The 24,495-nt window shown below is 66.4% G+C and carries 20 protein-coding genes; 13 read left to right on the top strand and 7 right to left on the bottom strand.

Annotation, left to right across the window (positions count from 1 at the left end):
- The first annotated feature begins 86 nt into the window (after positions 1-86).
- Entirely contained in the window at positions 87-3,956 is a 3,870-nt protein-coding gene (locus H6955_08745) for a PAS domain S-box protein (protein MCP5313631.1), read from the top strand.
- Positions 3,957-4,010: 54 nt separating this feature from the next.
- On the opposite strand, the gene H6955_08740 is transcribed toward H6955_08745, so the two are convergent.
- The 6 genes from H6955_08740 to H6955_08715 all read right to left on the bottom strand — a co-directional run bounded on the left by H6955_08740 (position 4,011) and on the right by H6955_08715 (position 11,160).
- Positions 4,011-5,516 carry a CZB domain-containing protein gene (locus tag H6955_08740; GenBank protein ID MCP5313630.1) on the bottom strand — a complete coding sequence of 502 codons (1,506 nt, stop codon included), beginning with the start codon at positions 5,514-5,516 and terminating at the stop codon, positions 4,011-4,013.
- Entirely contained in the window at positions 5,482-6,000 is a 519-nt protein-coding gene (locus H6955_08735) for a PAS domain S-box protein (protein ID MCP5313629.1), read from the bottom strand. The genes H6955_08740 and H6955_08735 overlap by 35 nt, the downstream gene beginning before the upstream one ends.
- 108 nt (positions 6,001-6,108) lie before the next feature.
- Entirely contained in the window at positions 6,109-7,218 is a 1,110-nt protein-coding gene (locus tag H6955_08730) for an ABC transporter permease (GenBank protein MCP5313628.1), read from the bottom strand.
- A 3-nt stretch (positions 7,219-7,221) separates the two neighbouring features.
- Complete coding sequence (locus H6955_08725; GenBank protein MCP5313627.1) at positions 7,222-8,355, bottom strand: ABC transporter permease; 1,134 nt, start codon at positions 8,353-8,355, stop codon at positions 7,222-7,224.
- On the bottom strand, positions 8,352-10,124 hold the full coding sequence (locus tag H6955_08720; protein ID MCP5313626.1) for an ABC transporter ATP-binding protein: 1,773 nt from the start codon (positions 10,122-10,124) through the stop codon (positions 8,352-8,354). The genes H6955_08725 and H6955_08720 overlap by 4 nt, the downstream gene beginning before the upstream one ends.
- Before the next feature lies 1 nt (position 10,125).
- Positions 10,126-11,160, bottom strand: a complete 1,035-nt coding sequence (locus tag H6955_08715; GenBank protein ID MCP5313625.1) for an efflux RND transporter periplasmic adaptor subunit — start codon at positions 11,158-11,160, stop codon at positions 10,126-10,128.
- A gap of 305 nt (positions 11,161-11,465) precedes the next feature.
- Here H6955_08715 and H6955_08710 point away from each other — a divergent pair, with 305 nt between their 5' ends.
- The 12 genes from H6955_08710 (at position 11,466) to H6955_08655 (ending at position 21,637) form a co-directional block, all read left to right on the top strand.
- Positions 11,466-12,851, top strand: a complete 1,386-nt coding sequence (locus tag H6955_08710; protein ID MCP5313624.1) for a TrkH family potassium uptake protein — start codon at positions 11,466-11,468, stop codon at positions 12,849-12,851.
- Complete coding sequence (locus H6955_08705; GenBank protein ID MCP5313623.1) at positions 12,848-13,498, top strand: TrkA family potassium uptake protein; 651 nt, start codon at positions 12,848-12,850, stop codon at positions 13,496-13,498. Before H6955_08710 ends, H6955_08705 begins: the two co-directional genes overlap by 4 nt.
- A 184-nt stretch (positions 13,499-13,682) precedes the next feature.
- Complete coding sequence (locus H6955_08700) at positions 13,683-14,072, top strand: DUF302 domain-containing protein (GenBank protein MCP5313622.1); 390 nt, start codon at positions 13,683-13,685, stop codon at positions 14,070-14,072.
- 51 nt (positions 14,073-14,123) lie between these two features.
- Positions 14,124-15,332 carry a hypothetical protein gene (locus tag H6955_08695; protein MCP5313621.1) on the top strand — a complete coding sequence of 403 codons (1,209 nt, stop codon included), beginning with the start codon at positions 14,124-14,126 and terminating at the stop codon, positions 15,330-15,332.
- Positions 15,333-15,504: 172 nt separating this feature from the next.
- Complete coding sequence (locus H6955_08690; protein MCP5313620.1) at positions 15,505-16,881, top strand: F0F1 ATP synthase subunit beta; 1,377 nt, start codon at positions 15,505-15,507, stop codon at positions 16,879-16,881.
- Positions 16,878-17,279: a F0F1 ATP synthase subunit epsilon gene (locus tag H6955_08685; GenBank protein MCP5313619.1), complete on the top strand. Its 402-nt coding sequence runs from the start codon at positions 16,878-16,880 to the stop codon at positions 17,277-17,279. Before H6955_08690 ends, H6955_08685 begins: the two co-directional genes overlap by 4 nt.
- Before the next feature lie 4 nt (positions 17,280-17,283).
- Positions 17,284-17,559, top strand: a complete 276-nt coding sequence (locus H6955_08680; protein ID MCP5313618.1) for an AtpZ/AtpI family protein — start codon at positions 17,284-17,286, stop codon at positions 17,557-17,559.
- A gap of 13 nt (positions 17,560-17,572) precedes the next feature.
- Positions 17,573-18,259, top strand: a complete 687-nt coding sequence (locus H6955_08675) for a F0F1 ATP synthase subunit A (GenBank protein ID MCP5313617.1) — start codon at positions 17,573-17,575, stop codon at positions 18,257-18,259.
- A complete protein-coding gene (locus H6955_08670) occupies positions 18,256-18,525 on the top strand; it encodes an ATP F0F1 synthase subunit C (protein MCP5313616.1) in 270 nt (89 codons plus the stop codon). The genes H6955_08675 and H6955_08670 overlap by 4 nt, the downstream gene beginning before the upstream one ends.
- A gap of 28 nt (positions 18,526-18,553) precedes the next feature.
- Positions 18,554-19,303, top strand: coding sequence for a F0F1 ATP synthase subunit delta (locus H6955_08665; protein ID MCP5313615.1), 750 nt, complete (start codon positions 18,554-18,556; stop codon positions 19,301-19,303).
- Entirely contained in the window at positions 19,290-20,792 is a 1,503-nt protein-coding gene (locus H6955_08660) for a F0F1 ATP synthase subunit alpha (protein ID MCP5313614.1), read from the top strand. The genes H6955_08665 and H6955_08660 overlap by 14 nt, the downstream gene beginning before the upstream one ends.
- Positions 20,789-21,637, top strand: coding sequence for a F0F1 ATP synthase subunit gamma (locus H6955_08655; protein ID MCP5313613.1), 849 nt, complete (start codon positions 20,789-20,791; stop codon positions 21,635-21,637). The genes H6955_08660 and H6955_08655 overlap by 4 nt, the downstream gene beginning before the upstream one ends.
- 86 nt (positions 21,638-21,723) lie before the next feature.
- Here H6955_08655 and H6955_08650 read toward each other — a convergent pair whose 3' ends face one another.
- A complete protein-coding gene (locus tag H6955_08650) occupies positions 21,724-24,426 on the bottom strand; it encodes an AsmA family protein (protein ID MCP5313612.1) in 2,703 nt (900 codons plus the stop codon).
- Positions 24,427-24,495: the final 69 nt, after the last annotated feature.

Genomic DNA, 24,495 nt, shown 5'->3' with positions numbered 1-24,495 from the left:
GGCCAGGGGGCAAAGGGGTCCCGGGTGACCCGCAAAGTGTCCTGCCTCGGCCGGGGCGTCGGGTCCCGGCGCAGCAGTAGCGACAGATGGGCGTGACACCAGCCACACATGGACGAAATCGATGGCGGTCGTGGCTGGCGCCGCTGGTCGCCGTGTTGGCCATCGTCGGGCTCACGGCCGGTGTCATCGTCGACAACTTCGAGGAACAGCGCTCCGCTGAGATCGAGCGTCTGCGCGCGATCGCCAACCTCAAGGCCAATCAGGTCAGTGACTGGTTGACCGAGCGCCGCGAGGACCTTGGCTACCTGCAGTACAGCGTCGCGGCCGAAGAGTCCCTCTTGCGCGGGCGGAAACAAGACCCGGTAGAGACCGAAGATCACCTGAACTCACATGTCGAGCAGCTGGTGCGCAAGCGCCACTACCGGGGCATCAGCCTGTTCGATCGCGACATCAACCGGGTGATGGCCACACCGGGGACACCGGCGATGGTGTCCCCGCAGCTGCGGGCCGCAATCCAGGCCGCACTGCGCGACGGCAAAGATCAACTCGTCAACCCCTATCGCGACCCGGCGCAGCGACAGCACCTCGATTTCGTCGGTACGGCATACGTAGACGATGCTGTGTCGGCCATCGTGCTGCACACCGACCCGGGTGACTGGCTGGATACGACGCTGTCGCGCTGGCCGCTACCGACCGAGACCGGCGAGTCGTTGTTGTTCCGGCGCGATGGCGACCAGGTCCTGTTCATCAGCAACCTGCTGCATCGCCGCGGTGCCGCGCTGAACCTGAAGTTGCCGATAGAGACGCAAGACCTGCCGGCCGCCCGCGTGCTGCGTGGCGAGGTCGCCGACAACGGTGTCGTGGAGGGCAAAGACTATCGCGGCGAGCCGGTGCTGGGCGTGGCGAGGTCGATACCGGGCAGCGACTGGTTTCTGATCGCCAAAGTGGACCGGGCCGAGCTGTATGGAGAAGCGGTGGAGGACGCCATCCTGATCGCGCTGACCGGACTGCTTGCGCTGATGATGGCGGCGGCCACGGTGCTCGCGCAGCGTCAACGCCAGCGGCTGGTACTCGCGAACGCCAATTCGGCGGCCCAGGCGGCACGTATCGAGACGCTGAGCCTGCTGAATGCGGTCACCGAAAGCTCGGAAGACGCGGTATTCGCGATCGACCGCGACGGCCGTTACGTGCTGTTCAACAATGCGGCGCAGCGCTTTGCCGGCAAAAGCGCCGACGAAATCATCGGCTTCGGCGAAAAGGAGGTGTTTCCGGAGGACGTCGCGGCACGGCATGTCGACGAGAACGCGCGCGTGATGGGCACAGGGCAAAGCATCTTCGTCGAGGAACGCATCCCCGCGAAGGATGGCGATCACATCTTCCAGACCGGCAAGTATCCCTTGCGCAACGCGAACGGGCAGATCTTCGGCATGGTGGGCATCGCGCGTGACATCACCCAGCAGAAACGTGCCGAGGAAGCGCTGGTCGAGAGCCAGGCGCAGACCCTGTTGCTGATGAACTCCGTGGCCGAAGGCGTATACGGCGTGGACGTGCACGGCATCTGCACCTTCGTCAATCCAGCCGCTCTGCGTATGCTCGGCTACGATCGGCCGGAGCAGTTGTTGGGGCGCCGCATCCACGATCTGATCCATCACACGCACGCCGACGGCTCGAACTATCCCGCGACGACCTGCCGCGCCTATTCGGTGATCGAGGACGGCCAGACGGTGCACGTCGATGACGAAGTGTTCTGGCGGCACGACGGAACCCCGTTTGCGGTCGAGTACCGCGCACACGCGATGTATCGCGACGGTGTCAGGATCGGCGCAGTGGTCACCTGGCTGGACATCACCGAACGTAAGCAGCGCGACAACGCGATACGCCAGTTGACCCTGGCAGTCGAACAGAGCCCTGCATCCATTCTGATCACCGACCTCGAAGGGAACATCGAATACGTGAACCGGACATTCGAGAAGACGTCCGGTTATGCGCGCGCCGAAGTGCTTGGCAAGACACCGCGATTGCTCAAGTCGGGTGCGACGCCGCGCGAGGTGTACGACGCGATGTGGCGCCGCTTGTCCACGGGCGAGAGCTGGCGTGGCGAACTGAACAACCGTCGAAAGGACGGCAGCGAATACATCGAACGCGTCACCGTGACCCCCCTGCGGCAGTCGGACGGCACCATCAGCCACTACGTCGGCACACAAGAGGACATCACCGAGCGCCGGCGTCTCGACGCGGAGTTGGAAAACCACCGCAACCACCTCGAGGAGCTGGTGGATCAACGTACCGCCGAACTCGAACAGGCACGTGTCGCCGCCGAGGCGGCGAACACGGCAAAGAGCACCTTCCTGGCGAACATGAGCCACGAAATCCGCACGCCGATGAACGCGATCCTCGGGTTGACCCACCTGCTGCGGCGGGCCGAGCCGTCGCCGACGCAGGCCGACCGCCTGCAAAAGATCGAAGGCGCCGCAAAACACCTGCTGGCCATCATCAACGATATCCTCGATTTTTCGAAGATCGAGGCCGGACGCCTGGAGCTGGATTCGCGGCCCTTCACGCCGGAACAGGTGCTCGACCATGTGCACTCCATGGTCGCGGAGGGCGCACGCAGCAAGGGCATAGTGGTCACGATGGAGCGCGACCAGCTTGCTTTCGGCCTGTGTGGCGACCTGGTCCGCCTGCGGCAGGCATTGCTGAACTACGCCAGCAACGCGGTCAAGTTCACCCGACACGGCTCGATCGCGTTGCGCATGCGCCTGCTCGAGCAGGCCGAACAGCGTGTGCACCTGCGCTTCGAGGTCGAGGACACCGGTATCGGCATCCCGCCTGCGGAACTGCCGCAGTTGTTCCAGGCCTTCCAGCAGGCCGACGCCTCGACCACGCGAAACTTCGGAGGAACGGGACTCGGCCTGACCATCACCCGCCACCTGGCCCGCCTTATGGGCGGCGATGCGGGGGTCAGCAGCGATCCCGGCAAGGGTAGCCTGTTCTGGTTCGATGTCTGGCTGGCCAAACACGAAGGCGGAGGCATCGACGACGAGGCGCTGCCGGTCGACGCCGAGGACGAACTGCGTCGCCGGCATGCCGGCGTGGCGGTATTGCTGGTCGAAGACGATCCCACCAACCGCGAAGTCGCCATGGAGCTGCTGGTCAACGCGGGATTGAACACCGATGTTGCAGAGGACGGGCAGGTCGCGGTGGACAAGGCCACCAAAGGTGACTACGCACTGGTGCTGATGGACGTGCAGATGCCGCGCGTCGACGGCCTCTCAGCGACCCGAGCGATACGCCGCATACCGCGCTGGAAGGAACGCCCGATCCTGGCGATGACCGCGAACGTGTTCCAGGACGACCGCACGGCCTGCCTGGAGGCCGGGATGAACGATTTCGTCGGCAAACCCATCGACCCGGACGCCCTGTACCGGGCGTTGTTGAAATGGCTGCCGCAGCGCGCGCCGTCGGCGCGTCCCGGGAACGCGTCGCGAGGCGCCGCGGCGTTAGAGGTCCCGGCGCCGGACGACAACGAGGCGGAAGCCGTGTGTGCGGCACTGGCGCGCGATCCGGGCATCAACCTCAGCCAGGGCCTGACGGTGATGCGCGGCCGGCGTCCGCGCTACGTACAGATCCTGCGCAAGTTCTTGGCCGGGCATGAGCACGACATGCCACAGCTCGCGGACCTGTGGGCCGAGCAGAGGCATGAAGAGGCGCTGCGTGTCGCACACTCGTTGAAGGGCGCCGCCGCGACACTTGGCCTGACGGCCCTGGCCGAGGCCGCGAAGGCGCTTGAGTTCGCGATCCGCGGATACCGGGAGGATGCCGGGGATGCGCAGATCAAACAGCTGAGTGGCTCGACAGAGGACCTGCTGCGGCAGCTGCACCAGGTTGTCGAAGGCGCGGCCGCCACCGCCGGTGAGCCAGGCGCTTCGCTGACGAATGCCGAGGCCGGCGCTTGAGTGGTCGCCGGGTATCGACGCAGGGCACCCGGTGTTCGATAGATCCGGTAGAACTCAGAACAACTCTGCGGAACCGGTGTGGCCGCTGGACGGCATCTCGAACTGCTGTTTCTCGTCGCTCAACCGGCTGAGTGTCGCGATCAACTCGCGACTGGCCATCTCGGTCTCGCTGAACGCCTCGACCAGTTGACGCTGAATCCCCGCATCGCGCTTCCAGTCACCCTCTGACAATGCCAGCGCACGATGGGCACCGTCGTGCACACGATCGTGCGGCGTATCCAGTGCCTTGAATGACGGCAGGTGACCGAGCATGTGCTGCCCCTCACCCTCGTGATACCAGCGTCCGAAGCGGCACGACCGGGAATCGACGGCGACGGCGTTGCGCTCCGGCGCCTCTCCGCCGAGCTCGAACGCGCGATACAGGTTCTGCACGTAGATCATATGGTCGACCTTGCTCAGCGTCGACGAACCGAGGGTCAGTGCCATGCTGACCATCGACTGTGCCTCTGTCGCCTGATGATAGAACCGTTCGATATCGGACTCGAAGGCGCCGATCACCTGCTGTGAGCCACCGGCCATCTGTTCGAGCTGCTGGGCATGCTCGGTCAGCCGGTGGGTCGCGGCGCTGAACTCGCCGATCACCCGGCTCACGTCGCCGGTCGCGGACTTGGTACGCTCGGCAAGCTTCTTCACCTCGTCGGCGACCACCGCGAATCCCCGTCCGTGTTCCCCGGCGCGCGCCGCCTCGATCGCCGCATTGAGTGCCAGGAGATTGGTCTGGTCGGCAATCCCGGCGATCAGCGACAGGATGACCGAGACCTGCTCGCTCTCCTCGCCGAGTTTGCCCGCCGAACTGTTCACGGTCCCGAGCAAGGGCAACATGTTGCGCAGGTCTTCGAGCACCTGCGCCACCGAGGTGCGGCCACGGTCGGCGATCTGCACCGATGCCTCGGTGTTGCCTTCCAGCGACTGGATGTGTTTGGAGATATGCACGAGATCGGTCTGCATCAGGCGCAGATTTTCGAGCAGACCGCGCGATTTCAGTGCATTGACCTCACCCAGGAACAGCTCTTCGCCCTGCTTGTTGGCGGCTGTCTGCATCGCCTGGAACGAGTTGCAGACGCGCTCCATGACCCGGCGGAATCCCCCCTTGAGTCCGGCCGTCATAGGCCTGCGGTGGAACTTCGACTGTTCGACGAGCTTGAACGCCGTGTCGACCTCGCGGAACAGCGCCTCCAGTTGATCCCGGCCACCGTTCAGCTGCCAGGCGGTCTCGGCCAGTTCGTGCCGGGCATCGATACCGGTAATCCGGTACTCGGTATCACCGGTCGCGGTGGCCTTGCCCAGCGCCTTGAACTTGTCGAACATCGCGCGATCGCGCCGTCGTGCCTCGACCAGCGCGCCGCCAATCAAAAGCAGTACCATGCCCAGCACCCCCTGCAACCAGGGTGTGCCGACCGGCCACAGCGACAACAACAACGCGACCGCCGCCACCCCGACGGCGACACCGCCCAACGTGACCGCGTCAAAGCGCAAGGACGAAACGATCGTAGTCTTCATGTTCCCGGGTCACTATATCTGTCAGATAGGCCGCGGACTTCCGTGGTCCCTCGTTCGGACCCTCGGCCTTTTCGATTTCGCACATCCGCGCGTAGACGTCACCGAGCAGCTCGAGCGCCGACCGCTTGGGCATCCGCCTCACCGAGTAATACCCCAGCAGATGGCCGCCCGCATCCAGGCTCGGTGTGACGTTGGCGAACGTCCAGTAGAAGCTGCCGTCCTTCGCCAGATTCTTCACGTAGCCGAAGAACTCCCGACCCTGTTTGAGCGTGTCCCACATCAGGCCGAACACCGCGCGCGGCATGTCCGGGTGGCGCACGATATTGTGCTGTTTGCCGAGCAGTTCGTGTTCGGCATACCCGGAGATCTCCATGAACACCGGATTTGCGTAGGTGATGCGACCCTTCGGATCGGTCTTGGAGACGATGAAGGAGTCCTCCACCAGCGAGCGTTCGATTGCGGTCGGGGCAATAGGGTTCTTCATGTCGGGCTTTCCTGGCGCATCCCCTTTTAGCGGCCTTGCCGGACAACGCTTTAGGATCGGACGACGGACCGCCCGCGCCCGGATGCGCCGCTTTGCAGCTATCGCCGTTCAGTACATCCGGTGACGGAACAGCCAACCGGCCGCGACCAGGCTGACGACGCCGATCAGCGCCATCGGCCAGTACTGGTTGACCAGCGCCGAATAGGAATAGCCCTCGAGAAAGACGCCGCGCAGGATGACAAGAAAGTAGCGCAGCGGGTTGACCAACGTCAGCGCCTGCACCACCGGCGGCATGTTCGCGATCGGTGTCGCGAAACCGGACAGGATCACTGAGGGCACCAGGAACAGGAAGGCGCCCAGCAGACCCTGCTGCTGGGTGACCGACAGCGAAGAGATCATCAGGCCGACACCGACCGCCGAGGTCAGGAACAGCAGCATCCCGAGATACAGGGCACCGATGTCGCCTCGCAGCGGCACGCCGAATCCGTATACCGCGATCGCGATGATCAGGCTGCCCTGCAACAGACCGATCAGTATCCCCGGGATCGACTTGCCTATGAGGATCGCGGTCGGCCGTAGCGGGGTCACCAGCAACTGATCGAAAGTCCCTGCCTCGCGCTCACGCGCGACCGACAACGCGGTCACGACCAGCGTGATCACCAGGGTGAGCAACCCGACGATACCCGGCACGATGAACCAGCGTGACTCGAGGTTCGCGTTGTACCAGGGACGCATCTCGAGTTGCACAGGGGGCACCCGGCCACCGTGGCGTTCCGCCCACGCGATGTTGAAATCGGTCACGATGGTGCGCACGTAGTTCAGCGCGAGCATCGCGGTGTTCGAGTTGCGACCGTCGATGATGACCTGCAGCGGGCCGCTGCCGCCACTCAGCACCTGCCGGCTGAAGTCCGCACCCAGGTGCAGCACGAGCAGCGCGTCACGGTTGTTGATCAGCGGCGCCACCTGCGCGTCGTGGCTCAGTTCGGCCACCACCTCGAAGTTGCGCGAACCACGGAAATGCGCGACCAGTTCGCGCGCGACTGCACCGCGGTCTTCGTCGTAGACCACCAGCGCAGCATGTTGCAGGTCGAAGGTGGCGGCGAATCCGAAGACCAGCAACTGCGCTATCGGCGGGCCGATCAGCAGGATCCGGCTGCGCTTGTCGCGCAGCAACGCCAACAGTTCCTTGAGCGCCAGGGCCAGGATGTGCTGCAGCATCGGCTACTCCAGGCTCTTGCGGGCCTTGCGGCGCAGCACGGCGAACAGTACGAGCAACATCACCAGCAGTGCCGCCGTATTGACGAGCACCACCTGCCAGACATCGCCGGCCAGAAACAGCGTCTGCAGCACCGCGACGAAATAGCGTGCCGGCACGATATGCGTGATCGCCTGGACCACGACTGGCATCGAGCCGATGTCGAAGATGAACCCGGACAGGATGAATGCGGGCAGGAAGGTGACCAGGATCGCGATCTGCCCGGCGACGAACTGGATGCGCGATACGGTGGAGATCAGCAGACCCATCGCCAGCGCGACCAGCATGAACATCGCCGAGGCGCCGAGCAGCAGCCAGAACGAGCCACGCAAAGGCACGCCGAACTGCCACACCGCCATCGCGACACTGAGCAGCATGCCGCCCATGCCGAGCACGAAATACGGCATCACCTTGCCGAGCAGCAGCTCGCGGATCCGTATCGGCGTGACCATCAACGCCTCCATGGTGCCCCGTTCCCACTCCCGGGCGACGACCAGCGCGGTCAGCAGGGCGCCGATCAGCGTCATGATCACCGCGATCAGGCCCGGCACCAGGAAATTGCGGCTGCGCAACGCCGCGTTGAACCAGACGCGTGGTTCGACCGCGACCGGCATCTCCAGGTCCTGCCCCTGCGCGGCGGCATAGTGTTCGAGCCAGTTCTGCCAGACACCCTGGACGTACCCCGAGGTGATGCGCGCCTGGTTGGCATCGACCCCGTTCAGGATCACTCCGACCGGCGCGTCGCCCTGCGCCAGGAGCCGCCGACTGAAGTCCGCGCGCAGCCAGACGATGCCGTCGATCCGGCGGGCGGCAAGGTCCTGTTCCGCGTGCTGGATATCGGTGTAGTAGCGCGGGCTGAAGTACTCCGACTGTTCGAACGACGCGACGAAGCTGCTGCTGTTGGCGTCCGCCCTTTCGATCACCAGGCCGAGCGGTATGTCGCGGGCATCGAGCGACACGCCGTAACCGAACAGCAGCAACAGCACCACCGGCATCACGAACGCGATCGCGATGCTGGACGGGTCGCGCAGGATCTGCAGGACCTCCTTGCGCACCATCCCCTTCAGGCGCATCGCGGCGCCGCCACGCGGGCCGGTCATGCGGCTTCGCCGGCTGCGGCCGTGCGCCGTTCGATCAGCCCGATGAAGGTGTCCTCCATCGTCGGGTCCGGCCGCTCCGGACTGCGAAAACGTGCCTTCAGTTCGGCCGGCGTCCCCTGCGCCAGGGTCTCGCCGTCGGCCATGATCAGCAGGCGATCGCAATAGTTGGCCTCATCCATGAAATGCGTCGTCACCAGCACCGTCACGCCGGACTCGGCGAGGAGATTGATACGCTGCCAGAACTCGCGGCGTGCCAGCGGGTCGACCCCCGAGGTCGGCTCGTCGAGGAACAGGATCTCCGGCTCGTGCATCAGTGCCGCTGCGAGTGCGAGGCGCTGCTTGTAACCCTGCGAGAGATCCCCGCTCGGCAGATCCGCGAATTCGGCGAGTTCGAAACCGTCCAGGGCCCATCGGATCCGCGCCGCGCGCCGCGCACCCTTCAGCTGATAGGCACTGGCGAAAAACGCCAGATTCTGTTGGACGCTGAGGTTCACATACAGGGAAAAGCGCTGTGCCATGTAGCCGATGCGCGCGCGTGCCCGCGCGGCCGCGTGGCGCAGGTCGTGCCCGGCGACGCGCAGGCTGCCTGCCGAGGCCGGCAGCAGGCCACACAGCATGCGGAAGGTGGTCGACTTGCCGGCGCCATTGGCCCCCAGGAGGCCGAAGATCTCACCCCGCCGCACCTCGAAACTGACCCCTTTCACCGCGTAGAAATCGCCAAAGCGGCGCTGCACCTGGTGCACCGCGATCACGGTCTCGCCGTCCGGGCCGGTGCCCGCGTCCCGATCGGTGGGCGCGATCGCCGCGTCGGCCGGCACGGTGCCGCGTTCGGCGCGCAACCGGCTGATGAACGCGTCCTCGAAGTTCGCAGTGACCGGCTCGACCTCGAGTCCGGGCAACTGCCCGTGCAGTGCACGCATGTCGGGCGGGCGGGGGGCACGGCTGACCACGCGAACGTGTTCGCCTTCGATGATCGCATCGACGACATCCGGCAGCGCGGCCACCAGCATCTGCAGCCGACGCTTCGGCACGGCGGCGCTCAGCGAGAAGCTGTGTCCGGCGAGCGGCGCGCTGAATTCGCTCGGCGTCCCCTTTCCAAGCAGCCGCCCCTGGTGCAGCAGGATCACCGCGTCGCAACGCTCGGCCTCGTCCAGGTAGGCGGTACTGAGCAGCACGCTGGTCCGTTGCTCGCGTACCAGTCGATACACGATCGACCACAGCTCGCGGCGCGAAACCGGGTCGACACCGACCGTCGGTTCATCGAGCAGCAACAGGCGTGGCGGCGATACCAGGGTGCACGCCAGGCCGAGCTTCTGCTTCATGCCGCCGGACAACTGACCCGCCAGGCGCCGCATGAACGGCGCCAGGCCGACCATGTGCATCAACGCCTCGTAGCGCGACGCACGTTCGTCGACCGGAACACCCTGCAGATCGGCGTACAGGTCCAGGTTTTCCCGCACGCTGAGATCTTCGTAGAGTCCGAACCGCTGCGGCATATAGCCGATCGAAGACTGCACCGCGAGCGGGTCGGCGGCGACATCGATACCGAGCACGTCGAGGCGGCCACTGTCGGCCGCGAGCAACCCGGCCGCGAGGCGCATCAGCGTGGTCTTGCCGGCGCCGTCCGGACCGATCAGGCCGGTGACCTTGCCCGGCGAAATCTGCACGCTCACGTCGCGCAGTGCCGGAATCGCGCGTGGACCGATATGGAAGGTCTTGCTGACGCCCCTCAGCGACAACGCCGCCGCAGCATCGGCCGGCGTCGCCATCTCAGGCATCCCGGCAGGGCGGTGCATCGTCGCTCGGCCGCGCCTGCTCGAGCGGAACGCTGACCGTCGCGGGCATCCCGAGACGCAGTTCCCCTTGCGGATCACAGACGAACACCCGCGCCTGGTACACCAGCCGGGTGCGCAGTTCGGTGGTCTCGACGTTCTTGGGCGTGAACTCGGCGGTCGGTGAGATGAAGCCGATCCAGCCGTCGTAGACCTTGCCCGGATAACTGTCGGTGATCACCCGGGCCCGCATACCGGGGGCAATCCGGCCGAGTTGTGGCTCGGGCACGTACACGCGGACCCACAGGGGTTCGGTGAGTGCCAGGGTCAGCACCGGGGTCTGCGGCGCGGCCATGTCGCCCGGTTCGAGGATCCGGTCGCGCACCACGCCGGCGGCCGGTGCACGCAGCGTGGCATCGTCGAGTTGCTGCCGGGCCAGTGCCAGCTCGGCCTGGCGCGCGGCGAGCTGTGCATCGGCCTGCGCGATATCCTCGACACGCGGGCCGGCTACCGCCAGCGCGAAGGTCTCCTGGGCCGCGCGCGCCTCGGCCTCCGCGGCATCTGCGGTCGCCTTCGCCTGGTCGACGTCCTCCGGTGCAGCGAGTTTTTGCGTCTCCAGCTTGCGCAGTCGCGCATAACTGATCCGCGCGCTGTGCGCCTTGGCCTGCAACGCATCCGCCTGTGCCTGAGCGATGCGGATCTCCTGCGGTCGGCTGCCGGCCTTGAGCTTGGCCAGCGCCTGCGTCGCGGCATCGACATTCGCCTGCGCGGCATCCACGGCGGCCTGCAACTTGTCGCCGTGCAGGCGCGCCAGCACCTGTCCGGCCACCACCGCATCGCCTTCGTTGACCATCACCTCCGCGACGTGTTCGGCGGCGTTGAACGCCAGGTCGACCTCGCGCAGGTCGACATTGCCGTACAAGGTCAACTCGGTGACCTCCTCGCCGACCGCCCGTTCCTGTTGCCAGAAGTACGCCGCCGCACCCGCCACGGCCAGCACGATCGGGATCACCAGCAGCGGTCTCTTACCCATTCGCGAAATATCCCTGTCGCCTTCGGCATGTCGTCTCCGAACATGGTGCCACAACGAACGGCGGCCTGGCAGTTGACGCGTCGCAAGACCGGTTTATGCCGGTGCAAGCGCAGGCTGCGTGCAGGGCGAGGATCCGGCCGCGGCGACCGGTCACGTATACTGAAAACGCAAGCGTGACGCCTGTCGGCTGTCTCGCACCGCCTGCATCCCGGGAGCAGAACCACACCATGGATCGTGCCGCCGCCAGTCTGAGCTACGCCGTACGCCCCAGGGTCCTGCGTTACTACCTCAGCCGGCTGGCACTGGTGCTGGGCGGACTCACGCTGGTCCCCTTGGTGGCCGCACTGGCGTTCGGGGAACTGCGCCTCGCGGTGAATCTCGCGCTGACCGTCGCTGTGCTGGGGCTGCTCTGGGTGCCCGGGCGGCGCACCGCTCCGCCCCGTCGACTGCAGGTCAACGAGGCCCTTGCGACCGTCGCGCTGACGTTCGTGCTCGCACCGCTGCTGATGGCATGGCCGTTCATCGGCGAAGGACTGAGCGCCGAAGACGCGTTGTTCGAATCGGTGTCGGCGATCACCACCACCGGGCTGAGCACCCTGGTTTCGGTGCACGACCACAGCCCGGGACTGCTGCTGATGCGTGCCTGGATGCAGTGGTACGGTGGGCTCGGAATCGCGGTGTTCTCGGTCGCGCTGGTGCTCGGTCACCTGTCCGGCGCGCGTCGCCTCACCGGCCTCGACTCCCAGGACGAACTGCCCGCATCGGCCAGGACCTATGCGCGCCAGGTACTCACTGCCTACCTGTTGCTGACACTGGTGGCGGTGACCGCGCTGTGGCTTTCCCTTGGAGACGGCCTGCAGGCGCTGTTGCACGCCCTCGCGGCGATCTCCACCGGCGGCTTTTCCGGCTACGATCTGAGCCTCGCCGGGATGCCGTCCGTGGTCGCACCCTACCTGACGATCGGCATCGCGCTGCTTGGCGCCCTGCCGCTGGTGCTCTATTACCAGGTCGTGCGCCGACGCCGTTGGGAGCTGGCCGGCGACCCCGAGTGGTGGACGCTGCCATTGGTCGTGTGCCTGGTCGCATCGCTGCTCGCGCTGGCACTGCGTCTGGACAGCGGTATGAGCTGGTCGGACGCGTTGTACCACGGCGGCCTGCTCGGTGCCTCCGCGCAGACCACCGCCGGCTTTTCCACGCTGCCGGTCACGCAACTGGGCGACACCGCCAAGCTGTTGCTGATCGTCGCGATGCTCTCCGGTGGCAGCGTCGGTTCGACTGCCGGCGGCATCAAACTGCTGCGCCTGCTGATACTCGCCAAACTCGTTGCCTTCACGCTGCGCCGTACGACGATGCCCGGCCACGCGGTCGCCGCGGTGCGCCTCGGCGGGCGCAACCTGGAGGCCGAAGAGATGCAACGCGCCTTGCTCGTGATCCTGTTGTTCGTGCTCACCGTGCTGCTGTCGTGGCTGATCATGGTCGCCGGTGGTCAGCCGACCCTGGACGCATTGTTCGAGGTCGTCTCCGCGACCGGTACCGTCGGCCTGTCTGCCGGCGTCACATCCCCCGACCTCGCAACAGGACTCAAGCTGTTGCTGTGCGTCGACATGCTGCTCGGCCGGTTGGAAATCATCGCGTTGCTGGTGCTACTTTATCCCCCGACCTGGTGGGGACGGAGGATCGACCAAAGATGAGAGCGGTTTTCCTGGGTGCCGGATCGCTGACCGTGAGCACTGCGCGGGTACTGCTCAAACGCGGCCACGAGGTGGTCGTGATCGAGCGTGACAAGGACGTCATCGAGACGCTTTCCGAAGAGATCGACTGCGGCTTCATCCACGGCGACGGCAGTCGACCGGCCATCCTGCGCGAGGCCGACCCACAGCATACCGCGGTGCTGTACTGCCTGAGCAATCAGGATCAGACCAACATCATCGCCAGCCTGGTCGGCCGCTCACTCGGCTTCCGCCGTGTGGTCACCAAGATCGATGATCCCGAACTCGAGCACATCTGTATCGAACTCGGCCTCGAAGACACCATCATCCCGTCGCGCACCATCGGCATTCATCTCGCCGATCTGTTCGAGGGCCGCGATCCGCTGGAGTTTTCGACCATGATTCGCGACGAGGCGCGGGTATTCTCGTTCGTGGTGCGCGACGAACAGGCGGGGCCTGTCGATGCGATCGGCCTGCCCAAACAGACCCGCGTGGTGTGCCTGTACCGTGACGGCGATTTCCTGCTGCCCGACGGCGAACTGCGCCTCGAGGCCGAAGACGAGGTCGTGCTGATCACCCACCGCGACAACCTCGAGGCCCTGGCCAAACAATTCAAGGCGGCCCCGTAGGCCGCGGTCGCGGCCCGTCACACATCGAACAGCGACGCACACCGCCGCCGAAGACCCGCCTCCGGCCTGCGTCACGGCTGTTCCGCTGCGAACCGACACGGGGTCGGCGACGCGGTTGCGAAGCCGGGCCACACACTGCAAGATTTCAACCACGGGCATACACCTGGACCAACGGGGACGCGGCATGAGCTATTACGTCGAAAAGACGCTGGGGATACCCTTCGAAGAGGCGATCACGAAGGTCACCGAGGCCTTGAAGGCCGAGGGATTCGGTGTGCTGACCGAGATCGACGTCCAGGCGACCTTGAAGAAAAAGCTCGACGTGGACTTTCGCCGCTACCAGATTCTTGGTGCCTGCAATCCCCAGTTCGCCTACAAGGCGCTGCAAGCGGAACGCATGGTGGGTGCAATGCTGCCGTGCAACGTGATCGTGCAGGAGGCCGAAGGCGGCGGTACGCAGGTGGCCGCGATCGACCCGATCGCCTCGATGCAGGCGATCGACAATCCACAACTCGCGGAGATCGCGACCATCATCCGCGACAAGTTGCGCCATGTGGTCGAGGGGCTGAAGTAGCCGCCCCGGCATCACGTAAGCACCGTAGCGACCGATCTGCCAAGCGCCGACATGAGCCGACACCTGGCCACCCTTTTCGCAGTCGCCCTGTTGTCCCAAGGGGCCCCGGCCGATGTGGTCGAGCAGCCACCGGACAGGGCGGATACCCTTTGGGACAGGACCGTCGAGTACGCCGGCGCCACGTTGGACAGCGCGCGTCGTTTCTGGCGCGAAGAACACCCCGCTGACGCAAGATTGTGGGACGACCTGATCCCGCGGCTCGACGAGGTCATCGCGCTGGACGAACGTCAGGATCAACTGCCGACATCGGCGTGGTTCGGCGACGACCAGGTGTCGAATGCCGCGGCGATCGACGCACTCCTCGACGAGGTCGCCACGCTGCTGGTGGGCGACAACCTGCTGCGGGAACGCATGCACGCCCTCAACCAGGCGATGGAGGAGAACCGCGCGGCGATCGTCGAACTGAACCGACGCAAACTCACGGCGCCGTCGGATTCCATGTGGCGCAAGACGATCGCGGATATCGGCGAGGAGATCGCCGAACGCGAGGCGTTGCTGGTCGAGCAGCAGGGCGCGATCGCCGGCCTGCACGCCGAGACGGCATCGGAGTTGCGCAAAAAGGGACTGCAGATCGATGCCGATGGCGTGGACTTCCTGCTCTCGACCGTGGTCGGCGACGATGTCGTGGACATGACGCTCGCGTTCGAGAAGGTGCGGCGCCTGACGCAGCAGCTCGAGGCGTTGACGGTCGAGAGCCGCGAGGACCTTCCGACCGCACGGCGCTACTACGGCATGTATGCGGTTCTGCTGAAGGCGCTGGATCACATGCATGCAACCCTGCTGGACAGTATCGCGACCGACTATGGCCCGCGCATCGACGCCATCCGCGAGCGTGCACAGCGGTTGCAGCGGGAAACGCGCACCCTGAACGCCCGCAATCCGAGCAAGCTGCTGCAGTCCAACCTGCAGGCGCAGCAGCTGACGATCGACGCCGCGTCGCGTTACCGCGACTACCTCAAACACCAGGAACAGCAGATCACGGTGTCGCGCCGGCGCCTGTCGCAGGATATCGCCGTCGCCCAGAACACCTATGAGACGGTCAAGATGTCGGGTGACCTGGTCGCATTGATGCAGGACAGCCGTCACCTGCTCGACAGCCTGTTCCAGCTGCAGGTCCCGCCACTCAGGGCGTTCGAGAATCTCGAGATGAAACGCGAGTTCGAACGCCTGACCTCCACGCTGCGCCAAGAGGCGACCTGAGACCCGGTCGACCGCATGTGACGGCGGCTCGCCGACGACGCCGCACCCGCGCTTGATGCAGATCAGCTGGACACGTCACGACCGGGCGCCCGGCCGTGGACAGCTTCGCCCCGGATGTGCTGTTGTGTTCCCAGCAATGGCGCTCGCGTCGCATGAGGTGGTCGATCCAGCCATGCCCGAACCGATCGGCGAAATCACCGAGGTACACGGACCCGTCGTGGTGGTGGCCTGCTCGACGCTGCCGCCGCTGCGCCAGGCGCTGCGTGCGACGCGCGACGGCGAGACCTACCTGTTCGAGGTCCACCAGCACCTCGACGAACACCACGTGCGTGCGATCACGTTGCACTACGCGAGCGGCCTGGAACGTGGCATGCCGGTCTACGACGAAGGCGCACCCCTGCACGTACCGGTGACCTCCGAGTGCCTGGGACGGGTACTGAATATCTTCGGCGAACCGCTCGACGGCCAGGCACCGCTGCCCGGTGGCACCACGCGCGACATCCACGCGAAACCATTGCCCCTGCACGAGGTGGTCGGCGCGAGTGGCGTGCTGCAGACCGGCATCAAGGTGGTCGACCTGCTGTGCCCCTTCGTGCGCGGCGGCAAGACCGGGCTGTTCGGCGGCGCCGGGGTCGGCAAGACCGTGCTGGTCATGGAGTTCATGCACGCGGTGGCCGAACTGCATGCCGGGGTCTCGGTGTTCGCCGGGGTTGGCGAACGCATACGCGAGGCCCACGAGCTGTGGCATGGCATGCGCCAGGCCGGCGTGATGCCGCAGACGCTGATGGTGTTCGGCCAGATGGACGAGTCGCCCGGGGTACGTTTCCGTGTGGGCCTGTCCGCACTGGCGTACGCCGAATACCTGCGCGACAGTCTGCACAAGGAGGTGCTGTTCGTGATGGACAATGTCTTCCGCTTCGTCCAGGCCGGCAGCGAGATCTCGAGCCTGCTCGGGCGCATGCCGGCGACGGTCGGTTATCAACCGACGCTGGTCACCGAGGTCGCCGAGCTGCAGGACCGCATCTTCTCCACCGCACATGGTGCGATCACCTCGGTACAGGCGGTCTACGTGCCGGCCGACGACATGTCCGATCCGGCGGTCAACGCGATCCTCAGCCATCTGGACACGACCGTGATCCTGTCACGGACCCAGGCCAGCAAAGGCATCTACCCGGCGGTCGATCCGCTGCGCTCGTCGAGCAAGCTGATGGACCGGCACCTGCTCGGTGATCGTCACTACAGCATCGCAGAGGGCGTGCGCGAACACCTCGCGCGCTACCAGGAACTCGAGGACATCATCGCGATGCTCGGTGTCGAGGAGCTTTCGCCGAAAGACCAGCGCATCGTGCACCGCGCGCGCAGACTGCAGCGGTACCTCGCGCAGCCGTTCTGGGTCACCGCGGAACACACCGGCATGCCGGGCGTCAGCGTACCGCTGGAGACCACGCTGGCGGACTGCGACGGCTTTCTGACCGGGCGCTACGACGAACTGGGCGAGGCACAGTGCTACATGCGTGGCGGCATGCAGCAGGCGGCGGTGACGGCATGAGCGGGTTCACGCTGCAGATCCAGGACGCCACGCAGACGCGCGACATCGACGACGTGCGCAGTTTCGTCGGCAGCGACGCATCCGGCAGTTTCGGCCTGCTGCCCGGTCACGCCCGGTTGATCACCACGCTGCGATTCGGACTGGCCCGTTTCCGGGTCGGCGATGGTGGCTGGCAGTACCTCGCGGTCCCGGGCGCGGTGCTGTACTTCGCCGGAACCCGATTGTGGATCGGCACGCGGCGTTACCTGCTGGACGACGACTACGGGCGCATCAGCCGCGTGTTGGGCGAACAGTTGGCGGCCGAGGAGCAGGAGTTGCACAGCACCAAGGACAGTCTGCGACGCATGGAAGAGGCGCTGCTGCGCCGATTGTGGCAACTCGGCCAGGCGGGGGGCTGAACCGATGGCGACCGAAGACAATCACGATTTGACCGAGCAGGTCGAGCGTCAGGCAGAGCGCCTGCGCCAGGCCGAGCGCGACCGCCCGACCCTGCTTGCGCAGACGGTCTATCTGGGCACGCTGGGTCTGGTGTTCGTATTGCCGGTGGTGTTCGGCGCCTACCTGGGGCGCTGGCTCGACAGCCGGCTCGCCGGGTACTCGATGAGCTGGACCATCAGCCTGATCTTCACCGGCATCGTGATCGGCGGGGTCAACGTGTGGCTGATGCTGCGCGAATAGGGAGCGCGAGGTCATGGAGACACATACGATCGTCTGGCACTGGGGACCACTGGCCATCAGCACCACGGTGCTGACCACCTGGGGCATCCTGCTCGTCATCTGGCTACTGTGCGTGCTGCTGACGCGGCGGCTGCGCGCCGAGCCGGGAGCCCTGCAGGCCGCGCTCGAGGGCATCGTGACCGTGCAGCGACAGGCCATCGCCCAGGTGCTGCCCGGGCAGGCGGATGGGCTGCTGCCGTTCATCGGCGGACTCTGGCTGTTCCTGGTGGTTGCCAACCTGGCAGGGGTGATCCCGGGCCTCAGTTCGCCGACTGCGGACCTGTCGACCACCGCCGGTCTGGCACTACTGGTGTTCGCATCGACCCACTGGTTCGGGATCCGCAGCCAGGGACTGCGCAACTATCTGCGCCACTACCTCAGGCCGAGCCCGATACTGCTGCCGTTCCACCTGATCAGCGAAGTGACGCGGACGGTCGCGCTCGCGGTGCGCCTGTTCGGCAACATGATGAGCCTCGAGATGGCGGCCCTGCTGGTGTTGCTGGTCGCCGGGTTCCTGGTGCCGGTGCCGATCCTGGCACTGCACATCATCGAGGCGCTGGTGCAGGCCTATATCTTCGGCATGCTGGCGTTGATCTACGTCGCCGGCGGGATCCAGTCGGGACAACTCAGACAGCGTGCACAGCAGGAGACGCAGACATGACAGACATGACCTGGTTCGTATTGGCCTCGACGGTCGGCGCGGTGCTTGCGATCGCGATCGGTGTGATCCTGCCGGCCTACGCGATGGGGCGGGCGATCAGCAGCGCGCTCGATGCGCTGTCGCGGCAGCCCGAGGCGGAACGCGCGATCACCCGAACCCTGTTCATCGGTCTCGCGATGATCGAATCGCTGGCGATCTACGTACTGGTGATCGTGTTGATCGTGCTGTTCCGCAATCCCTTACTCGAATATCTGCTGCCGCATTGAGCGACCGACGCAGGCGGAGGCCGACGGCATGGAGTTGAACTGGACCACTGTCGTTCTGGAAGTCGTGAACTTCCTGATCCTGGTATGGATACTGAAGCGTTTCCTGTACCGCCCGGTATCGGACGTGATCAGGCAGCGCCAGGCCCGCATCGCGGCGACCCTGGACGAGGCCCGGCAGGGCAAGCAGCAGGCCGATCAGTTGCGCAGCCAGTACGAGAACCGCCTGACCGAATGGCAGCACGAACGCGACGCCGCGCGCGAAGTGCTGCAGCAGGAACTGCAGCAACAGCGCACCCAGGCGATCGAGGCCCTGGAGGTCCAGCTCGCCGACCTGCGCGAAAAGGCACGCGTGGTCGAACAGCAGCGTGAACGCGAACTCTCGCAACAGAAGGAGCGCGAAGGCCTGGTGATCGGTGCACGCTTCGCCGCCCGGCTCTTGCAGGCCCTGGCCGGGCCGGAACTCGAGTCGCGCATCGTCGATATGGTGCGGCGGGATCTTTCCAGGTTACCTGCGGAACAACGCGGCCTGCTGCACCACGCCGCCGACAACCACGCCGGCGCGGTGCAGATCGCCAGCGCGCACCCGCTGCCCGCGGCGCAGCGCCAGGCACTCGAACAGGCACTGCAGGCCTTGCTCGGCGACACGGCGAGGTTCAGCTATCTCGAGGATCCGGCGTTGATCTCGGGCATACGGATGTCGCTTGGCGACTGGGTGCTGGGCGCGAACCTGCACGACGAACTCAGCGCGTTCGCGGACCAGGCCGGTGTCGTCGAGTAGCGTGCACGCAGGGTCCGGGGGTCCGCTGGCGCGGCAGGCCGCCTGGCTGGAGACCTACCGCTTCGGACTGCGCGTCTCGCAACGTGGCAGCGTGACCGCGGTCGGTGACGGCATTGCGTGGATCGGCGGTCTGCCCGGCGCGGCGATCGACGACATCCTGCAATTCGCCGACGGCAGCCAGGCACTGGTGTTCGACCTGACCCCGGACCACGTCGGCGCCGTGTTGCTGCAGCAGACCGAGGCGCTGACCGCCGGGACCCAGGTCCGGGTGGCGCGCCAGCGACTCGGTATACCGGTCGGCGATGCGTTGCTCGGGCGCGTGATCGATCCGCTGGGACAGCCGCTGGACGGGCGGCCGGCACCGCAGTGCACCGCGCACCAACGGCTCGAGGCGGCATCGCCGCCGATCATCGCCCGCGACTTCGTCAAGCAACCGCTGTACACGGGCAACAAGATCCTCGACACGCTGATACCGATCGGCAAGGGCCAGCGTCAGCTGATCGTCGGCGACGAAGGCCTGGGGCGCAGCGCGCTGGCGATCGACGCGGTGATCAACCAACGCGACCAGGCGGTTGAATGCGTGTACGTGCTGATCGGCCAGAAGCGATCCACGGTGGTGAACACCATCGAGTTGTTGCGCCACTATGGCGCACTGGCGTACACCACCGTGGTGGTCGCCGAGGCCAGCGCCTTGCCGGGGCTGCAGCACCTGGCCCCTTTCGCCGGCTGCGCGATCGCCGAGTACTGGATGAACCGCGGTCGCGATACCCTGGTCGTGTACGACGACCTGTCGACCCATGCACGCACCTACCGCGAGTTGTCGCTGCTGCTGCGCCGGCCACCCGGGCGCGAGGCCTACCCGGGCGATGTGTTCTCGGTGCACGCCAAGCTGTTGGAGCGTTCGACCTGTCTCGCCGCGGCTTCCGGCAACGGCAGCATGACTGCGTTGCCGATCGTCGAGACCAACCAGGGCGAGATCGCCGCCTATATCCCGACCAATCTCATCTCGATCACCGATGGCCAGGTCTACCTGGATGCCGGACTGTTCGACGCCGGCCTGCGTCCGGCGATCGACATCGGCAAGTCGGTTTCACGCATCGGCGGCGCCGCGCAGCACCCGCGCATCAAGGCCGAGGCGGGCCGGATGAAGCTCGACTACCAGCAGTTCCTCGAACTGGAGGTGTTCACCCGCTTCGGTGCCCGGCTCGAACCCGCGATGGAAAAGGCGATCCGGCGCGGACACCTGCTGCGTGCGGTACTCAAGCAGGACCGCCTGCATCCATTGCCGGCCCGCTTCCAACTCGCCTGGCTGGTCGCGTTCAACGATGGCCTGCTCGATGATGTCGATCCGGAACAGGTCGGGCAGGTCCTCCAATCCCTGGCCCGGCAGCTGGCCGATTCCGAGCTGGCCCTGGACACGCCGCGTGACGACTGGCTGGCGGCACTGCACCGATGGCTGCCTGCGCGGTCTGCCGAGGACGGCACATGACCCAGCGTCGTGAACTCGAACAGCGCGTCGCCGGACTGGGTGAGATCGCCGAGATCATGCGCAGCATGAAAAACCTCGCCTACATGGAGACGCGCAGGCTGTCCCGCCTACTCGCCAACCAGCAGGCACTGGTCGAGCAACTCGAACGCGTCGCGGCGGACTTTCTCGTCTGGCATCCGCACATCGCCCCGGCGACCGACGGCGGCCGCGTGGTATGGCTCGCGGTCGGTTCGCGGCGCGGCTTCTGCGGCGACTTCAACGAGCGGCTGCGCACCCGCCTGCTGGCGGAGTTCGATCCGACCGCCGGAGACACCGCCGTCATCGCGGTCGGCCACAAGCTGTGCGCCCGCCTCGGCGACGACCTCGAACTGGCCGCCGCGCTCGAAGGGGCCGATGTGGCCGAAGAGATACCGCCGGTGATGAGTGCGGTGGTCGCCGCGCTCGCGGCATTGGAGGAGGCGCACGGGCCGGCGAGCCTCAAGGTGTTGTGGCAGGATCCGGACGACCCGCAGCCCCGGGTCCGCCAGTTGCTGCCGCCATTCCTCGGTCCGCCGGACGACCCGCCCCCCTCGTACGCGCTGGCCCCGCTGATCAACCTCCCACCCGGGGACCTGCTGCTCGGCCTGACCGAGCAGTACCTGTTCGCTGCGTTGCATGCGTTGCTGTACGCGTCGCTACTGGCCGAAAACGATCGCCGCATGCGTCATCTCGACGCCGCCGGGCGCTATCTCGACGACCGGGCGGGAGACCTGCAGCGTCGCCTGCGCAGTCTGCGCCAGGAAGAGATGATCGAGGAGATCGAGGTGATCCTGTTGAACGCGGTCGGGCGCGAGCAAGCGACCTGACCCCTGCGGCCGCGTGGTCGTCTTCCGCGAACGCACGCGATTCGGGATCGGGGCGCCCTGATCGATCGCCCCCCGGTGGTCGGTGGCTACTGCGTGGCAGTCGCCTCGGCATCGTCGCCGGTGACCGGCACCACCTTTCCATCGGACTCCCCGGTCGCCGGCCCGACTTTCACGTCTTCGTGTCGCTCGAGGATCTTGGCGCACACGTCCGAGTTCGCCTGCGCCTTGTCCCACAGGCCCTTGATGAGCAGGTAGGCACCACCGGTCACGACCGTCAGGTAACCCTCGCCGTAGGTCTTCGCGACACCCTTGGGATCGGGCACGATGCGGGGGTTCGCCAAGGTGCCGCCCACATGCACCAGCCCGGGCAGCCCAACGAGCGTGTCGATCCCCAGGCCGGTGCGCGGCTTGGACTGGGCGCCGAGATCCAGGGTCTCGTCCTTGAGGTTCACGGTACCGCCACCGAACCAGGTCACCTTGGTGAGCTGGGCCACGATCTTGTCCTGCGCATCGGCGATTCCGTCGGCGACGTCGAAGCGCACGATCGCGCATACGAGCTCGGTGTTCTGCGCCTCTTTCTCGAACGGATTGAGGGTGTCGAGCAGGCCGCGACCGAAGCGCGTCATCACCGACTTTTCCATCTTGAAGTCGCGCAGATCGAGGATCACCTGCCCGTCGAGCCCGGCCATGATCCGGGCGATCGAATCGCCGTGGCCATCGAGGTCCACGTGCAGGCTGTAGCGTCCATCGAACTTCCGCGAGGTGCCGTCCTTCAGGTCGACGTCCACGGCCAGGGTCGGCGGCGATCCCGACGTGTCGAGTACCCCGCTGGCCTTGAGACGCCCGCTGCCGGCGACGGCGGTCACCGGCGCGAGCTTGAGTACACCGGCGTGCAGGCTCAGCCGGGCGTCGACCTGCTCCAGCATCAGGTGCGGGGTACCGATCCCGTCCGCGGTGATAGCCAGGTCGACATCGAAATCGCGCGGCACCACGACCGGCAACGGCTTGCTCGAAAAGACCCGCTTGCCGTCGGCCGGCGGTTCGGCGGGCGTCGCCTCGGGATCGGTGCCGACGGCGGGCACGACCTGCGGCTTGGCCGGCGCTTGCGCGGCCGCGGTGTCGGTCGCATCGGGCTCCGGCAGCTTCAGGGTGCCGAGGTGGATGCGCCCTTCGAGCCGGGGCTGCCCACCGTCCTGCGCGGCCGGGGCGAACACCAGCGCCCCGTTCACAGCGGTATCGCCGAGCGCGATCTGCAGATCATCGGCCCGGTAGCGCTGGTCGGCGACCGAAAACTGCGTCTTGACGCGCAGCGGCTCGCGGTTCGCTAGTTGCTGCCCGGCCAGGTGCGCGACCTGTTGCAGCGAATCGCCCTCGAGCTCGACGCCCAGTGCGATCCCTGTGGCCGCGAGCAGGTTTTCGATCCGGCCGTCGATCCTGCCGGTCACGCCATCGGCGCTGAGGGTTGCCGAGACGTCGCTCGGCTTACCGAGTCCCTGCGGACTGGCCAGGCGGCCCCGCAGCCCGAGGGGTCCGGCATCCGGCAGCGTGGTCCCGGCGTAGCGCGACAGGCGCGACAGGCGGTCGGTCTGGATGTCGACGTCGGCCTGGACGCCGGTGAGGGTGATGGCGTCGTCGACCTGGCCCACCATCGAGGCCTTGACACCGTCGTCCTCGAGGTCGACATGCAGGTCGGCGAGCGCCAGCGCCTCGAGTCCGCCGCGGATCTTTCCGCGGGCCTCGACACTCGGCGGCAGCTCGACCGGCACAGCCACGCCGAACGCGCCCACCAGGTCCGGCAGGCGGGCGGTCTTGGCCGACACATCGAGGTCGACGCCGCGCACAGCCGCAAGATCGGCAACCGCACCTCCCAGGGTCAGCTCCAACAGATCGGCATCCAGATCCAGTTTGATGTCACCTGCGCTGTAGCGACCGCCGGCTCCGCTCACGCGCAGGCTGGCCTGCAGGGGCCCCTGGTCGGGCAGTGACCTGCCGGCGAACGTCGACAGGGCCGCGAGCGTCGGCGCCGTGAGGTCCAGCCGCAGATCCACCTGCGCGGTGTCCGATCCCGCATCCACGGTGCCGCGCGCATTGAGCGCGACCTCACCCAGGCCGCCAGTGAGGTCGAAGTCGGCCGGTGTGCCCGGGGCGGCCACAACGGCATCGTCGATGCCGCCGTCCAGCGTCAGCGGGTGATCGTCGACCTGCCCCTTGAGCGTCAGCCCGATCCGCTCGCCCTGTGCACCGAGGACCAGGTTGTCGATCGACGCCTGATGGCGGCGGCCGGACTGTGCATCGATAAAGCCGACACTGGCGTTTTCCAGGCGCACCTCGCGGATCAGTGGGCGCAACCCCATCCGATCGCGCCCTGCGCCCGCCTCGTCCCCCGCAACGCGATCCGACGGGCCGGGCAGTTGCCAGTTGCCCTGCCCGTCGCCGTCGGTCTCGAGCAGCAGGTCCGGTACCTTGAGCACCAGGCGCAGATCCAGCACGCGGCTGAGCAGCGGACGCAATGCAAGCTCCGCCCCGACCAGTCGGCCGGTGAACATCTGCGGGCGCGACCCCCAGGGGGCATTCGACAGGCTGACATCGGTGGCAATGAAGCCAACACGCGAACCGAGTCTGACGTCGAGGTCACCGATCGTCAGTTCGCGGCCGGTGGAGGACTTGACCGCGGCACTGATCAGATCCTTGTAATAGTTGCCGGGAACGACCCTGATCGTGACCACGATCACGACGAGGATCGCCAGCAGCGTTATGACGGTGATGCCGAGGATCTTGAGGAGTCGCATGTATCCTTCGCTCGCACTGCCATTGGGAACCGCACTGCATTGAATCAGATGCCAGGCCACCACGGCGCC

The organism is Chromatiaceae bacterium, from assembly GCA_024235395.1.
Taxonomy (GTDB): domain Bacteria; phylum Pseudomonadota; class Gammaproteobacteria; order Chromatiales; family Chromatiaceae; genus Thiosocius.
Note: the sequence above shows the minus strand (reverse complement) of the source record. Positions and strands in the feature narration are given on the sequence as shown.

Bases quoted from the DNA above. Each gene is read 5' to 3' on its own strand.
- H6955_08745 (MCP5313631.1), top strand. From the start codon at position 87: ATGGGCGTGACACCAGCCACACATGGACGAAATCGATGGCGGTCGTGG.
- H6955_08715 (MCP5313625.1), bottom strand. From the start codon at position 11,160: ATGGGTAAGAGACCGCTGCTGGTGATCCCGATCGTGCTGGCCGTGGCG.
- H6955_08650 (MCP5313612.1), bottom strand. From the start codon at position 24,426: ATGCGACTCCTCAAGATCCTCGGCATCACCGTCATAACGCTGCTGGCG.
- H6955_08740 (MCP5313630.1), bottom strand. From the start codon at position 5,516: ATGAAGACTACGATCGTTTCGTCCTTGCGCTTTGACGCGGTCACGTTG.
- H6955_08655 (MCP5313613.1), top strand. From the start codon at position 20,789: ATGACCCAGCGTCGTGAACTCGAACAGCGCGTCGCCGGACTGGGTGAG.
- H6955_08685 (MCP5313619.1), top strand. From the start codon at position 16,878: ATGAGCGGGTTCACGCTGCAGATCCAGGACGCCACGCAGACGCGCGAC.
- H6955_08665 (MCP5313615.1), top strand. From the start codon at position 18,554: ATGGAGTTGAACTGGACCACTGTCGTTCTGGAAGTCGTGAACTTCCTG.
- H6955_08670 (MCP5313616.1), top strand. From the start codon at position 18,256: ATGACAGACATGACCTGGTTCGTATTGGCCTCGACGGTCGGCGCGGTG.
- H6955_08675 (MCP5313617.1), top strand. From the start codon at position 17,573: ATGGAGACACATACGATCGTCTGGCACTGGGGACCACTGGCCATCAGC.
- H6955_08735 (MCP5313629.1), bottom strand. From the start codon at position 6,000: ATGAAGAACCCTATTGCCCCGACCGCAATCGAACGCTCGCTGGTGGAG.
- H6955_08730 (MCP5313628.1), bottom strand. From the start codon at position 7,218: ATGCTGCAGCACATCCTGGCCCTGGCGCTCAAGGAACTGTTGGCGTTG.
- H6955_08695 (MCP5313621.1), top strand. From the start codon at position 14,124: ATGAGCCGACACCTGGCCACCCTTTTCGCAGTCGCCCTGTTGTCCCAA.
- H6955_08680 (MCP5313618.1), top strand. From the start codon at position 17,284: ATGGCGACCGAAGACAATCACGATTTGACCGAGCAGGTCGAGCGTCAG.
- H6955_08725 (MCP5313627.1), bottom strand. From the start codon at position 8,355: ATGACCGGCCCGCGTGGCGGCGCCGCGATGCGCCTGAAGGGGATGGTG.
- H6955_08720 (MCP5313626.1), bottom strand. From the start codon at position 10,124: ATGGCGACGCCGGCCGATGCTGCGGCGGCGTTGTCGCTGAGGGGCGTC.
- H6955_08700 (MCP5313622.1), top strand. From the start codon at position 13,683: ATGAGCTATTACGTCGAAAAGACGCTGGGGATACCCTTCGAAGAGGCG.
- H6955_08690 (MCP5313620.1), top strand. From the start codon at position 15,505: ATGCCCGAACCGATCGGCGAAATCACCGAGGTACACGGACCCGTCGTG.
- H6955_08705 (MCP5313623.1), top strand. From the start codon at position 12,848: ATGAGAGCGGTTTTCCTGGGTGCCGGATCGCTGACCGTGAGCACTGCG.